This is a genomic window from Microbacterium sp. NPDC055455 (genome assembly GCF_053619935.1).
Window position 1 is genome coordinate 1,060,405 of record NZ_JBSHLB010000001.1, and the last position, 14,474, is coordinate 1,074,878.

The window sequence follows — 14,474 nt, forward strand, 5'->3', positions numbered from 1 at the left end:
GCGCCGGACTCGGCAGGGTCAGAGCGCCGGCTCGGGAACGAGGTCGTCGCCGTAGCCGAGCGCCGCGGCGATCCGTGGTGCGGCGGCGACGACCCGGGGCAGGCCCACGACGCTCACCATCCCCTCGAGCACCGCCACGATCTCGTGCAGCGTGACCCCCGCCGCCACCGCGTCGTCGACTGCGGAGCGGATGGACGCGGCGGGTGCGTCGGTCGCGATGAGCGCCCCCATCCGCACGAGCGCCACGGTGCGGGTGCCGAGCGCTCCCGACCACCATGGAGCCCCGGATTCGCTCTCCAGCGCCGGGTCGTCGACGCAGAAGCGTCGCAGCCGTTCGACATCGTCCACCTGCCCGCCTCCGCTCCGAAACCCGGACAACTGGACCAAGTGCACAATGTGCGCCGATCGCGCGCACCATGCAGATCATGTGAACCAGGTGCCTGCGCCCCTTTCGCCATCGGCTTCACGCGATCCGAGTGATGTGGGGGCGGAATGCCGCTCGATACCGTGACGCGGGGGTCTCGGCCGGCTGCCCGTCAGCGCGCCGGTCGAGCGGGATGACTGCGCCGTGACAGGAGAAGACGATGACGCAAGAGAACCGGACGATCGTGGGCGCGCCCCTCCCGCCGGCCAGGACGCTGCCCTTCCCGCCCAAGACGTCGGGAAGCGTCGCGGGGCGCACGCTGGCGGAGTCCACGTACTCGCCGCTGCCGCCCTCGCGTCATCTCGGCGAGGACGCACCGAACATCCTGGTGATCCTCATCGACGACGCCGGACCTGCCCTGCCCGAGCCCCTCGGCGGGGCCGTGGCCACGCCGACCCTCGACCGGATCCGCCGCGAAGGGGTCGGCTTCAACAGGTTCCACACGACGGCGATGTGCTCGCCCACGCGCGCGTCGCTGCTCACGGGCCGCAACCACCACCGCGTGGGGTCGGGTCAGATCGCCGAGCTCGCGAACGACTGGGACGGCTACTCGGGGCACATCCCCAAGAGCAGCGCGACGATCGCCGAGGTGCTGCGCAACTACGGCTACTCGACGGGTGCGTGGGGCAAGTGGCACAACACCCCGGCCGAGGAGACCACCGTCGCCGGCCCGTACGACCGGTGGCCCACGGGATACGGCTTCGAGTACTTCTACGGCTTCCTCGCCGGAGAGGCCTCGCAGTACGAGCCCAACCTCGTGCGCAACACGACGTCGGTGCTGCCTCCCCGCACGCCGGAGGAGGGCTACCACCTCAGTGAGGACATCGCCGACGATGCGATCGGGTGGCTGCGCGACCACAAGGCGCTCACGCCCGACAAGCCGTTCTTCATGTATTGGGCGACGGGGGCGATCCACGGCCCGCACCACGTCATGAAGGAGTGGTCCGACAAGTACCGCGGCGCATTCGACGACGGGTGGGACGTCTACCGCGAACGGGCGCTGGAGGGCGCGAAGGCGGCCGGCTGGGTGCCGGACGACGCGGTGCTCACCCCTCGTCCGGAGAGCCTGCAGAGCTGGGATGACATCCCCGATCATCAGAAGCCCTTCCAGGCGCGCCTGATGGAGGTGTGCGCCGGCTTCGGCGAGCACGCCGACGTTCAGGCGGGCCGCGTTATCGACGCGCTGGAGGACCTCGGCTACGGCGACAACACGCTCGTCGTCTACATCTGGGGAGACAACGGCTCATCCGGCGAGGGGCAGAACGGCACGATCAGCGAGCTTCTCGCGCAGAACATGATCCCCACGACGATCGAGCAGCACCTCGCCGCACTCGATGAGCTCGGCGGGCTGGACGCCCTCGGCACGCCGGCGACCGACAACCAGTACCACGCCGCGTGGGCGTGGGCAGGCTCCAGTCCCTACCAGGGCATGAAGCTGCAGGCCTCGCACCTCGGCGGCACGCGCAACCCGATGTTCCTGAGGTGGCCCGGCCGTGTCGAGCACGACCCGGTGCCCCGCACGCAGTTCCACCACGTCATCGACCTGGCCCCGACCCTCTACGAGATCCTCGGCATCTCGCATCCCGAGTCGGTCAACGGCATCCACCAGGATCCGGTCGACGGGATCAGCTTCGCGTATGCCGTGGACGATGCGTCCGCCGAGGGCCGCCGCCGCACGCAGTATTTCGAGATCATGGGAAGCCGCTCGATCTACTCCGACGGATGGATCGCGTCGGCGACCGGCCCGCGGCTGCCGTGGGTGCCGGGCGTCCCTCCCGGTATCGCCGCCTGGACACCCGACCACGACGCGTGGGAGCTGTATCACCTCGACGAGGACTGGAGCCAGGCTCGCGACCTCGCGGCCGAGCATCCCGAGAAGCTCGCCGAGCTCAAGGAGCTCTTCGCCATGGAGGCGGCCAGGAACGAGGTCCTCCCGGTCGGTGCCGGGCTCTGGGTGCCGGTCTACCACCCGGAGTTCCGCATCACCGTGCCCTACACCTCGTGGGAGATGTCGGGTGACACCGTGCGCGTGCCCGAGTTCTGTGCGCCGGCGCTCGGCAACACACCCAACATCGTCACGATCCAGGCGTCGGTGCCCGATCGGGCGAACGGCGTGCTCTACAAGCTCGGCGGCGCGGGCGGCGGACTCACCTGCTTCTTCGCGGACGGCGTGCTGACGTTCGAGTACAACCTGTTCCTCGTGCAGCGCACCACCATCGCCACGTCGGCACCGGTATCGGCCGGCGACGTGACGATCGAGGTCGAGACGACGTACGTCGAGGCCAGGCCCGGAGGGCCTCTCTCGGTGACGCTGCGCGTCGACGGCGAAGCGGTGGCCTCGGGCGTGGTCCCGATCAGTGCCCCACTGCTCTTCTCCGCGAACGACTGCCTCGACATCGGGCGCGCGTACGGCGGCGCCGTGTCGAGGGCGTACGCCGACCGGATGCCGTTCGCGTTCGACGGGGAGATCGGCAAGGTCCGCATCGCGTACCAGACGTCGCCGCAGACGTAGGGTGCCGCTCGGCCGGGCGTGAGGGGTGTGCGCGCGGGGGTAGTTTGGAACGCGATCCAGACGCCGCACGACGGGAGACGACGACGATGCCCGACCTCGACCCCGATCGCGCGCGCCCCGGCGGCCTCGGCGCCGTCGCGGTCATCGGCGACGGACGCGTCGGCCGTGCGGTCGCGGCGGCGTTGCGCGGGGCGGACGTCGAGGTGACCGGCCCCCTCGGCCGTGGCGCGACGGCGGCGGAGGCCGACATCGTGCTCCTGGCGGTCCCGGACGCCGAGATCGCCGCCGCGGCCGCGCTGGTCGCACCCGGACGGCTCGTCGGGCACTTCTCCGGGGCCACGACCCTCGAGCCGCTGGCGCCGCACGAGGCTCTCGGCATCCACCCCCTCATGACCGTGGCGGGGGAGACCTCGTTCGCCGGCGTCCCCGCGGCGGTCGCAGGATCCACGCCCCATGCGCTCGAGCGGGCGCGGGCGATCGCCGAGGCGATCGGCATGACGGCGTTCGAGATCGCCGACGCCGACCGCGCCGCGTACCACGCGGCCGCCTCGATCGCGTCGAATTTCCTCGTCACCCTCGAGGTGTTCGCCGAGGAGGTGGCCGCGACAGCCGGCGTTCCGCGCGACGCCCTCGTGCCGCTGGCGCAGGCCGCGCTGGACAACTGGCGATCTCACGGCGCGGCCGCGCTCACCGGGCCCATCGCCCGCGGCGACGAGGGCACCGTGTCCCGCCAGCGGGAGGCCGTGCACGACAGGCTGCCCGCCCGCTCGGAGCTGTTCGATGCGCTCACCGCCGCGACGAGGGACCTTGCCGCGCGCGAGCTGCGAGGGGCGACGTCATGATCGTCGTGCGCACGGTGGCCGATCTCCGCGACGCGCTGCGCGGAAGGCGCGACGGGAGCATCGGGCTCGTCCCGACCATGGGAGCGCTGCACGAGGGCCACGCGACGCTGCTGCGCGCGGCGAGATCCGCCGATGACACCGTGGTGATGTCGATCTTCGTCAACCCGGCGCAGTTCGACGAGCAGACCGACCTGGCGGCTTACCCGCGCACCGAGGAGGCCGATCTCGCCCTCGCCGAAACCGAGGGTGTCGATGTGGTGTTCGCCCCCGACGCCGCGGAGGTGTATCCGCCCGGCTTCGCCACCACCGTCAGCGTCACCGGCCCGATCGCCGAGACGCTCGAAGGGGCGCAGCGCGGTCGCTCGCACTTCGACGGCGTCGCGACGGTCGTCACCAAGCTGCTGCTGGCAGCGCTGCCCGACCGCGCCTACTTCGGCGCGAAGGACGCCCAGCAGGTCGCCGTCATCCGCCGCCTCGTCGCCGACCTCGGCATCCCCGTGTCGCTGGTGGTGTGCCCGACGTCGCGCGATCACGACGGTCTTGCCCGATCGAGCCGCAACACCCGTCTCTCGCCCGAAGAGCGCGCGCGGGCGCTGGCGATCCCGCGCGCCCTGCAGGAGGTGACGGATGCCGCGGCCGCGGGCGTCACGGACGCCGAGGCTCTGCGGTCGCGGGCGCAGGCCGTGCTCGAGGCATCCGGAATCCGTCCCGACTACGTCGCGCTCGTCGACCCCGGCACCTTCGCGCCGATCGCGCACGTGGGCGGCCCCGTCCTCGTGGCCGTCGCGGGCCGCGTGGGGGCCACGCGACTCATCGACAACACCGTCGTCGCTCCCCGCGGCGTCCCGGCTCCTGGAGGTTCATGATGCGCGCCCCGGTGACGCTGCAGCGGCTCAACGAGATGAAGGCACGCCGCGAGCCGATCGTCATGGTCACGGCCTACGACTTCCCGACCGCGCGGACCGCCGAGCAGGCCGAGGTCGACATGGTGCTGGTGGGCGACTCCGGGGCGCAGGTCGTGCTCGGCCACGACTCCACGGTGTCGGTGACCGTCGACGAGATGCTGGTGCTCGCGGGCGCGGTGCGTCGCGGCGTGCGCTCCGCGTTCGTCGTGTGCGATCTGCCCTTCGGCTCGACGGAAGTGTCCGACGAGCAGGCCGTGACCACGGCGGTGCGCTTCGTCAAGGAGGCCGGCGCCGACGCGGTCAAGCTCGAGGGGGGCGGCGAGGCGCGGCTGAGCCGCATCCGGGCGATCGCCGACGCGGGCATCCCCGTGGTCGCCCATGTCGGGCTCACCCCGCAGACGGCCGTGGCGCTCGGCGGGCTGCGCGCGCAGGGACGCACCGCGGAGTCGGCGGCGCGCATCGTGCGGGAGGCGTTGGACGTCCAGGAGGCCGGAGCCGCGGTGCTCGTCATCGAGGCGGTGCCCGCCGACGTCGCCGCCGTCGTGCTGCCGGCCCTGCGGATCCCGGTGATCGGGATCGGCGCCGGGCCGGCCGACGGCCAGGTGCTCGTCATCCACGATCTGCTCGGCATCACCGAGGGGAAGACGGCCGCCTTCGTCAAGCGCTACGGCGCCATCGGGCCCGACATGGTCGCCGGCGTGGCGGCGTACGCGCGGGAGGTGCGCGGCGGCGTGTTCCCCGGACCTGAGCACGGCTACTCCGCGACCGATGCGGCGATCGCCGCGGCCCGCGAGGCGCTCGGCGCGGCGACGCGCGCGAGCGATCACTCCGAGACCTCCCTCTGAGCTCGCCGGCCGGGCGCCCCCGCTGCGCGCGGCACCGCTCTTCCCCCGGGGGTCGGCGGCGAGTAGGTTCCCGCTCAGGCGTCTCCCGACGTCGGAACATCACTCTCCCGAGACCCTAGGAGCAGCAGTGAACCATCGAACCAGGCGCGGCGCCACGATCGCCGTGTCCGCTCTCGTCGCCGGCGGCCTGACGGTCGCCGCGGTCGGCGCACCCGCGACGGCGGCCCCCGTGATCGACACGACGGCCCTGACCGACGCCATCACCATCGACGGGCTGAAGTCCCACCTGGCGGCGCTGCAGAGCATCGCGGATGCCAATGGCGGCAACCGCGCAGCCGGCACCAGCGGGTACGACGCGTCGCTCGCATACGTCAAGACGACCCTCGAGGCGGCCGGCTATCTCACGACGGTCCAGCCCTTCGAGTACACCGTGGTCGACTACGAGGGCTCGACGCTCACGCAGACCGCACCGGCGGACGTCTCGTACGACTTCATCGATGAGTTCTACCCGTTCGAGTACTCGGGCGACGGCACGGTGGAAGCCGCCGTCCAGGCGGTCGACGTGAACCTCGGCGGCGACCGGGCGTCGACCAGCGGCTGCGAGAGCGCCGACTTCGCGAACTTCGTCGCCGGCTCGATCGCCCTCCTGCAGCGCGGCTCGTGCGACTTCAGTGTCAAGGCGGTCAACGCCGTGGCCGCCGGCGCCGTGGGCGTCATCATGTTCAACCAGGGCAACGAGAACCCCAACGACGACCGGTTCGGCGTCTTCGGCGGCACCCTCAGCACGGCGGACTGGACCGCCGACCCCGTGCCGGTCGTGAGCACCTCGTTCGACCTCGGGGCAGCGCTGGTCGCCACGAGCGGGCTGGTCATGGAGATCAACGTCGTGACCACCGAGACCACGATCCAGACCTCGAACCTGCTGGCCGACACTCCGACCGGGCGCACCGATCGCACGGTCATCGTGGGCGCGCACCTCGACTCCGTGCCCGAGGGACCGGGCATCAACGACAACGGCTCGGGCATCGCGGCGCTGATGGAGATGGCCCTCCAGATCGATGCGCTCGGCATCGACACCGAGAACCGGATCCGCTTCGCGTTCTGGGGCGGCGAGGAGGACGGCCTCCAGGGCTCGAACCACTACGTGTCGCAGCTGAGCAAGGCCGAGATCAAGCAGCACGCCGTCAACCTCAATTTCGACATGCTCGGGTCGCCGAACGGCGGCCGGTTCATCTACGACGGCGACGGCGATGGGTTCGGCACGACAGGCCCCAACGGATCCGACATCGTCGAGAGCGTGTTCGAGGACTGGTTCGACGCGCGTGATCTCGACACGGAGCCGACGGCGTTCGACGGGCGCAGCGACTACTTCGCCTTCATCGGCGCCGGGATCCCGGCCGGTGGCCTGTTCTCGGGCGCCGAGGACCTCAAGTCGGCGGCGCAGGTGGAGTTGTACGGAGGCACCGCGGGGGTCGCGTTCGACCCGTGCTACCACCAGGCCTGCGACATCTACGCCAACATCAGCGACACGCTGCTCGAGCAGATGTCCGATGCTGCCGCCCACGCGACGCTCACGTTCGCCGAGACGCAGTCGGCGATCAACGGCACGGCCAAGGGCAAGGCGCTCGGCCAGTGGTCGCCCGAGTACAAGGGGCACCGCGCGCTGCGCTGAACGAGGTGACCGGACGGATGCCGCGGGCGCGGGCCTGCGGCATACGTCCCGCTCGTCCTACCTGGCCACGAGCGTCGTCTGGAAGCTGTACATGTCGGGCCGGTAGCAGTGGTGGCCGAACTCCACCGCGCGGCCCGAGGCGTCGAAGGCCACACGCTCCATCGTGAGCACCGGCCCGCCCTTGTCGATGTCGAGCAGTCCCGCCTCATCGCCGTGCGCCCGCCGGGCGCCGATCTTCTGGTTGGCCACGCGGATGGTCACGCCCCGCGCCCGCATGATCTCGTAGAGCCCCTTCTGCTGGAGCTGCTCGGTGGTGATGTCGGCGAAGTCCAGGGGCAGGTAGTTGGTGAGCACGGCGACGGGCACGCCGTCGGTGGAACGCTGCCGCCGGAGGTAGACGATGTCGGATCCGACCGGCACGCTCAGCGCGTCCGCCGTCGCGGGGTCGGCGGCGCGCGTGTCGTGTTCGAGCACCCGGGTGCCGGGCTCGTGCTGCGAGTTCTTGAGATCCTCGTACAGGCTCGTCAGCTCCACCTGCCGCGTGACCTGACCCTGCACCACCTGCGTGCCGATGCCGCGCCGGCGCACGAGGAGCCCCTTGTCGACCAGCTCCTCCATCGCGCGGCGGATCGTCGGGCGGGAGAGCCCGAGGCGCTGGCCGATCGCGATCTCGTTCTCGAGCCGCGCTCCCGGCGGGATCTCACCGGACCGGATCGCCTTCTCGATCGCGCTCGAGACCTGGAAGTACAGCGGCACGGGGCCGGTGCGGTCCATGCTCGAGAGGAAGTCGTCGAGCCTGACCACGTCGTCTGCCATCATCCACTCCAAGTCCCGACAGCATAATGTCCCGACAATGATACATCGCTACGCATTTGTCATACGCCCAGCGCGGGTGTGTCGCTTTCCGGAGGCGTTGTGCTATTGTCAGGACAAAGAGTCCGCCGAGGCGGCCCGAGGGCGCCGCAGAGAGTTGTACAGCGGGGTATGACCCAGAACACTCCTCCCTTCGACGTGCTGGCGTTCGGGCGCCTGGGCGTGGACATCTACCCCCTCCAGTCGGGCGTCGGGCTCGAAGAGGTCCAGACGTTCGGCAAGTTCCTCGGGGGCAGCGCCGCCAACGTGAGCGTCGCCGCGGCCCGCCACGGCCGGCACGTCGCGTTGATCTCGCGCGTCGGGGACGACCCGTTCGGACGCTATCTGCTCGCCGAGCTCGAGCGGCTGGGTGTCGACAACCGCTTCGTCGCGGTCGACGACACCCTCAAGACGCCGGTGACGTTCTGCGAGATCTTCCCGCCGGACGACTTCCCGCTGTACTTCTACCGCGAGCCGAAGGCGCCGGACCTCAACGTGCCGCCGGCGGACCTCGACCTCGACGCCGTCCGCGCCGCCCGCATCCTGTGGATCACCGCGACCGGGCTGAGCCAGGAGCCGAGTCGTGCCGCTCATCATGCCGCGCTGCAGGCGCGCACGGTCGGCCACACCGTCTTCGACCTGGACTACCGTCCGATGTTCTGGGCCGGCCCGGCCGACGCGCACGCTCAGATGACCCGTGCCCTGGAGCACGCCACCGTCGCCGTGGGCAACCGCGAGGAGTGCGAGGTCGCGGTCGGCGAGTCGGAGCCGGAGCGAGCCGCCGACGCCCTGCTCGAGCGCGGCGTTGAGCTCGCGATCGTCAAGCAGGGCCCGAAGGGGGTGCTGGCGAAGACCCGCGAGGAGTCCGTCGTGGTGCCCCCGCATCACGTGGACGTCGTCAACGGCCTCGGCGCGGGTGACGCGTTCGGCGGCGCCCTGTGCCACGGGCTGCTCGCGGGCTGGGACCTGGAGCGGCTCCTGAGGTTCGCGAACGTCGCCGGAGCCATCGTCGCCTCGCGCCTGGAATGCTCCACGGCGATGCCGACGGAGTCCGAGGTGGCAGCGATCGTCGGGGCGGGAGCATCCCGATGACCCGGTTCCTCACCGCGGACGACTTCGTCCGCCTGCGCGATCTGCGTGCCACGGCACCCGAGGTGATCCGCGCCTCCCTCACCGCCCGCCGCCGGCGCGACGTGCTGTCCGCCGACGGCCGCCTGTTCATCGTCGCGGCCGACCATCCCGCCCGCGGCGCGCTCGCGGTCGGCCCGAACCCCACCGCGATGGCCGACCGGTACGAGCTGCTCGACCGGCTCGCCATCGCGCTCAGCCGGCCCGGTGTGGACGGCGTGCTCGGCACGCCCGACATCATCGACGACCTCGCCGCGCTCGGGCTTCTGGACGACAAGATCATCGTCGGCTCCATGAACCGCGGTGGACTGCGCGGCGCGGCGTTCGAGCTGGACGACCGCATGACCGCGTACGACGTGCCGACGATGGTCGGCGCGGGTATCGACTTCGCCAAGACGCTGGTCCGCATCGACCTCGCCGATCCCGCAACGGTGTCCACGCTCACGGCGATGGCCGCCGCCGTCACGCAGGCCTCGGCCGCCGGGCTGCCGATCATGCTCGAGCCGTTCCTCAGCACGCGCGCGGACGGCCGCGTCGTCAACGACCTGTCGACGGATGCCGTCATCCTGTCGGTGGCGATCGCCTCGGGTCTGGGCGCATCCAGCTCGCACACGTGGATGAAGCTGCCCGTGGTGGACGACATGGAGCGGGTCATGGCGGCGACGACGATGCCGACGCTGCTGCTGGGCGGCGACTCCGGGGTCGATCCCGACGAGACCTTCGCCGCGTGGGAGGATGCCCTGTCGCTCCCCGGCGTGCGTGGGCTCACCGTCGGCCGCACGCTCCTGTATCCCCCCGACGACGACGTCGCCGCCGCCGTGGACATCGCGGCGGGGCTCGTCCACTCCGACCTCTCGACTCTCACGAAGGAACTCACATGACCGACACCCAGATCTCTCCCGCGACGTCCGACGTCGACTCGGACGTCCGCGTCATCTCGCACTGGATCGACGGCGCGGAGCGGCCGTCGGTCTCGGGGCGGACGGCGCCGGTGTTCAACCCGGCGACGGGTGCGGTGCAGGCTCAGGTGGCGCTGGCGGATGAGACGGAGGTCGATGCGGCGATCGCATCGGCGCAGGCCGGGTTCCAGGTGTGGAGCGGGTTCTCGGTCGCGAAGCGGCAGACGGTGCTGTTCGCGTTCAGGGAGCTGCTGAACGCACGCAAGCAGGAGCTGGCCGAGATCATCACCGCCGAGCACGGCAAGGTCGTCTCGGACGCGATGGGGGAGATCCTGCGCGGCCAGGAGGTGGTGGAGCTGGCATGCGGGTTCCCGCACCTGATCAAGGGCGCGTTCAGCGAGAACGCCTCGACCGGGATCGACGTGTACTCGCTCAAGCAGCCGCTCGGCGTGGTGGGGATCATCAGCCCGTTCAACTTCCCGGCGATGGTGCCGATGTGGTTCTTCCCGATCGCGATCGCCGCGGGCAACTCGGTGGTCCTCAAGCCCAGTGAGAAGGACCCGTCGGCGGCGCTGTGGCTGGCGCGACTGTGGCAGGAGGCGGGACTGCCGGACGGGGTGTTCACGGTGCTGCAGGGAGACAAGCTCGCCGTGGACGGCCTGCTCACCTCCCCGGACGTCGCCTCGATCAGCTTCGTGGGGTCGACCCCGATCGCGCAGTACATCTACGAGACGGCGTCACGGCACGGCAAGCGGGTGCAGGCGCTGGGCGGCGCGAAGAACCACATGCTGGTGCTGCCGGACGCCGACCTGGACCTCGTCGCCGACCAGGCCGTGAACGCCGGATACGGCGCCGCCGGGGAACGCTGCATGGCCATCAGCGTGGTTCTCGCGGTGGAGCCGGTCGCGGACGAACTGATCTCGAAGATCCAGGACCGCATCGGGCGGCTGCGGATCGGCAACGGCGCCGGCACCGACGGGGTGGAGCCGGACATGGGTCCGCTGATCACCGACGCGCACCGCGCCAAGGTCGCCGAGTACGTCGACATCGCCGAGGCCGACGGCGCGAGGATCGTGGTGGACGGCCGCGGCTGCACCGTCGACGGGCACGAGGACGGGTTCTTCTTCGGCCCCACCCTGCTGGACAACGTCCCCACCACCTCCCGGGCCTACACCGAGGAGATCTTCGGACCGGTGCTGTCCGTGGTCCGGGTGCAGTCCTACGACGAGGGGCTGGAGCTGATCAACTCCGGCCGGTTCGGCAACGGCACCGCGATCTTCACCAACGACGGCGGAGCCGCCCGCCGGTTCCAGAACGAGGTGCAGGTCGGCATGATCGGCATCAACGTGCCCATCCCCGTCCCCGTCGCCTACCACTCGTTCGGCGGCTGGAAGCAGTCTCTCTTCGGTGACGCGAAAGCCTACGGCGTCCACGGCTTCGACTTCTTCACCCGCGAGAAGGCCATCACCTCCCGCTGGCTCGACCCCGCCAGCCACGGCGGCATCAACCTCGGCTTCCCCCAGAACCACTGATCACCCCGATTGGGAGACATGAGCACCACCGACCAGCGCTGGTTCCACCGCCGCGGCGAGCTCGCCCGTGACGGGTGGGAGAGCGTCGTCGACGAGACCACTCCCGGCTGGGCGCACACCGGCATCCGGGTGGCCGAACTGGCCGAGACCGACTCGCTCGCGCTCGCGCCGACAGGGGTGGAGCGCATCGTCGTGCCGCTGGCCGGATCGTTCACCGTCTCGTACTTCGAGGGCGCCGAGACCACCACGGCGCGTCTGAAGGGCCGGGCGTCGGTGTTCGACGGGCCGACCGACGTGCTCTACCTCTCGTCCGCCGCGACCGCGGTGCTCACCGGCGCCGGCCGCGTCGCGATCGCGTCCTCGCCCACCGAGATCGTGAAGCCGAGCGTGCACGTCCCCGCCGCCGACACGCCCGTCGAGCTGCGCGGGGCGGGCCGCTCCAGCCGTCAGGTGCACAACTTCGGCACGCCGCAGGCCCTGGACGCCGCGCGGCTCATCGTGTGCGAGGTCATCACGCCCGCCGAGAACTGGTCGTCGTACCCGCCGCACAAGCACGACGAGCACGTCCCCGGCCACGAGTCGCGCCTCGAGGAGATCTACTACTTCGAGACCGCGCCGGTGGCCGGATCGGATGCTTCGCCCGAGGCATCCTTCGGCATGTTCAGCACCTACTCCTCACCCGCAGGCGAGATCGACATCAACGCGATGGTGCGCACCGGCGACATCGCGCTCGTGCCCTACGGCTACCACGGCCCGGCCGTGGCGGCGCCCGGGTACGACCTCTACTACCTCAACGTGATGGCCGGCCCCGACCCCGAGCGGGTGTGGCTGATCAGCGACGACCCCGCGCACGCGTGGGTGCGCGGCACCTGGACCGGGCAGGACGTCGACGACCGACTGCCGTTCACCGCCGACGACGAGGAAGGCAGCAGCTGATGGGCGCGACGAGACGGATGACGGTGAGCCAGGCCCTCGTGGAGTTCCTCGCGCACCAGTGGACCGTGGACGGCGACATCCGCGAGCGCACCGTCCCGGGGGTGCTCGGCATCTTCGGGCACGGCAACGTGGCCGGCATCGGCCAGGCGCTGAAGCAGGTCAACGTCGAGCAGCCGGAGCTCATGCCGTACTACCAGGCCCGCAACGAGCAGGCCATGGTGCACGAGGCGGTGGGGTACGCGCGCATGCATCGCCGGCGCGGGACGTTCGCCGCGGCGGCCTCGGTCGGTCCGGGCGCCGCCAACATGCTCACCGGCGCGGCGCTCGCGACGACGAACCGCCTCCCCGCGCTGCTGCTGCCCAGCGACACCTTCGCCACGCGCGTCGCCGACCCGGTGCTGCAGCAGCTCGAGCAGCCGTGGGACACCGGGCTGCAGGTGACGGATGCCTTCCGCCCGCTGTCGCGCTTCTTCGATCGCGTGCAGCGCCCCGAGCAGCTGTACTCGATCGCCCTCGCCGCCATGCGGGTGCTGACCGATCCCGCCGAGACCGGCGCCGTCACCATCGCCCTGCCCGAGGACGTCCAGGCCGAGGCCCTCGACGTGCCCGTCGAGTTCCTGCACGACCGCGAGTGGCACCTGCGCCGTCCGCTTCCCGAGCAAGGCCCGCTCGCGCGGGCGGTGGCGGCGATCCGCGGCGCGAAGAACCCGTTCATCGTCGCCGGCGGCGGCGTCCTCTACTCGGGGGCCGAGGACCAGCTCCGCGCGCTCGTCGAGGCGACCGGCATCCCCGTCGGCACCACGCAGGCAGGCGGCGGCTCCCTCGCGTGGGACCACCCGCAGTACGTCGGAGGCGTCGGCGCGACCGGCACCTCCGCCGCCAACCGCCTCGCGGCGGAGGCCGACGTCGTCATCGGCATCGGCACCCGGTACAGCGACTTCACGACCGCCTCGCGCACGGCGTTCCAGAATCCCGGTGTCGTGTTCGTCAACATCAACGTCGCGTCCTTCGACGCCTACAAGCACGGCACCGAGCTGCCGGTGATCGCCGACGCGCGCGAGGCTCTCCGCGAGCTCTCGATCGAGCTCGAGGGCTTCCAGGTCGGCCGCGACCACCGCGAGCGGATCGCCCGCGTGAAGGCGGAGTGGGATGCCGCGGTCGATGCGGCCTTCGCGCCGTCCGGGCTCGCCCTGCCGGGCCAGCCCGAGATCATCGGCGCCGTGCAGTCCACGAGCGCACCGGAGGACGTCATCGTCCAGGCGGCCGGCTCACTGCCGGGCGACCTCCACAAGCTGTGGCGCGTCCGCGACCCGCTCGGCTATCACGTGGAGTACGCGTTCTCGTGCATGGGGTACGAGATCGCCGGTGGACTGGGCGCGAAGCGCGGTCTCCTCGCCGACGGCGACGACCGCGACGTCATCGTCATGGTGGGGGACGGCTCCTACCTCATGCTCAACACCGAGCTCGTCACCGCGGTCGCGGAGGGGATCAAGCTCATCGTGATCCTCGTGCAGAACCACGGGTTCGCCTCCATCGGCCACCTGTCCGAGACGGTCGGCTCAGAGCGCTTCGGCACGCGCTACCGGGAGTACGACCCCGAGGCGCGTAACTTCCAGGGCGACGGCATCCTCCCGGTCGACCTCGCGATGAACGCCCGCAGCTACGGACTCGACGTCATCGAGGTCCAGCCCGGCGCCTCCGCCATCGACGACCTGAAGGCGGCGGTCGCGCAGGCGAAGGCATCCGACCGGTCCACCGTCATCCACATCAACAGCGATCCGCTCATCTATGCGCCCGTCGGCGCCGGCTGGTGGGACGTCCCGGTGGCCGAGGTCTCGACCCTCGAGTCCACGCAGCGGGCCCGTCGGGAGTACGAGGAGCAGCGGGTCACGCAGCGGCCGCTGCTGGGCTGAGCTCCGGTGCCGCG

The 14,474-nt window shown here is 71.1% G+C and carries 12 protein-coding genes; 10 read left to right on the forward strand and 2 right to left on the reverse strand.

Annotated features, from left to right (window positions below; translation table 11 throughout):
* Positions 1-18 precede the first annotated feature (18 nt).
* A complete protein-coding gene (locus ACWGUG_RS04715) occupies positions 19-348 on the reverse strand; it encodes a carboxymuconolactone decarboxylase family protein (RefSeq protein ID WP_452323977.1) in 330 nt (109 codons plus the stop codon).
* Between the two features lie 236 nt (positions 349-584).
* Between ACWGUG_RS04715 and ACWGUG_RS04720 the strand changes: the two genes are divergently transcribed.
* From ACWGUG_RS04720 to ACWGUG_RS04740, 5 genes are all read left to right on the forward strand, one after another.
* A complete protein-coding gene (locus ACWGUG_RS04720) occupies positions 585-2,936 on the forward strand; it encodes an arylsulfatase (protein WP_452323978.1) in 2,352 nt (783 codons plus the stop codon).
* 86 nt (positions 2,937-3,022) lie between these two features.
* Entirely contained in the window at positions 3,023-3,778 is a 756-nt protein-coding gene (locus ACWGUG_RS04725; RefSeq protein WP_452323979.1) for a DUF2520 domain-containing protein, read from the forward strand.
* Positions 3,775-4,644: a pantoate--beta-alanine ligase gene (panC, locus tag ACWGUG_RS04730; protein WP_336393686.1), complete on the forward strand. Its 870-nt coding sequence runs from the start codon at positions 3,775-3,777 to the stop codon at positions 4,642-4,644. The genes ACWGUG_RS04725 and panC overlap by 4 nt, the downstream gene beginning before the upstream one ends.
* Positions 4,641-5,528, forward strand: coding sequence for a 3-methyl-2-oxobutanoate hydroxymethyltransferase (panB, locus tag ACWGUG_RS04735; protein WP_336393685.1), 888 nt, complete (start codon positions 4,641-4,643; stop codon positions 5,526-5,528). The genes panC and panB overlap by 4 nt, the downstream gene beginning before the upstream one ends.
* A gap of 127 nt (positions 5,529-5,655) precedes the next feature.
* Positions 5,656-7,200: a M20/M25/M40 family metallo-hydrolase gene (locus tag ACWGUG_RS04740; RefSeq protein ID WP_452323980.1), complete on the forward strand. Its 1,545-nt coding sequence runs from the start codon at positions 5,656-5,658 to the stop codon at positions 7,198-7,200.
* Between the two features lie 57 nt (positions 7,201-7,257).
* On the opposite strand, the gene ACWGUG_RS04745 is transcribed toward ACWGUG_RS04740, so the two are convergent.
* Positions 7,258-8,016 carry a GntR family transcriptional regulator gene (locus tag ACWGUG_RS04745; protein ID WP_336393683.1) on the reverse strand — a complete coding sequence of 253 codons (759 nt, stop codon included), beginning with the start codon at positions 8,014-8,016 and terminating at the stop codon, positions 7,258-7,260.
* Between the two features lie 168 nt (positions 8,017-8,184).
* Between ACWGUG_RS04745 and iolC the strand changes: the two genes are divergently transcribed.
* From iolC to iolD, 5 genes are read left to right on the forward strand one after another with little or no spacing between them, the layout of a single operon-like run.
* Positions 8,185-9,144 (forward strand): 5-dehydro-2-deoxygluconokinase, encoded by a 960-nt coding sequence (gene iolC, locus ACWGUG_RS04750; protein ID WP_452323981.1) that lies wholly within the window; start codon positions 8,185-8,187, stop codon positions 9,142-9,144.
* Positions 9,141-10,061: a class I fructose-bisphosphate aldolase gene (locus tag ACWGUG_RS04755; protein WP_452323982.1), complete on the forward strand. Its 921-nt coding sequence runs from the start codon at positions 9,141-9,143 to the stop codon at positions 10,059-10,061. The genes iolC and ACWGUG_RS04755 overlap by 4 nt, the downstream gene beginning before the upstream one ends.
* On the forward strand, positions 10,058-11,611 hold the full coding sequence (locus ACWGUG_RS04760) for a CoA-acylating methylmalonate-semialdehyde dehydrogenase (protein WP_452323983.1): 1,554 nt from the start codon (positions 10,058-10,060) through the stop codon (positions 11,609-11,611). Before ACWGUG_RS04755 ends, ACWGUG_RS04760 begins: the two co-directional genes overlap by 4 nt.
* A gap of 18 nt (positions 11,612-11,629) precedes the next feature.
* Positions 11,630-12,547, forward strand: a complete 918-nt coding sequence (gene iolB / locus ACWGUG_RS04765) for a 5-deoxy-glucuronate isomerase (protein WP_378879955.1) — start codon at positions 11,630-11,632, stop codon at positions 12,545-12,547.
* On the forward strand, positions 12,547-14,460 hold the full coding sequence (gene iolD, locus ACWGUG_RS04770; RefSeq protein WP_452323984.1) for a 3D-(3,5/4)-trihydroxycyclohexane-1,2-dione acylhydrolase (decyclizing): 1,914 nt from the start codon (positions 12,547-12,549) through the stop codon (positions 14,458-14,460). The genes iolB and iolD overlap by 1 nt, the downstream gene beginning before the upstream one ends.
* Positions 14,461-14,474: the final 14 nt, after the last annotated feature.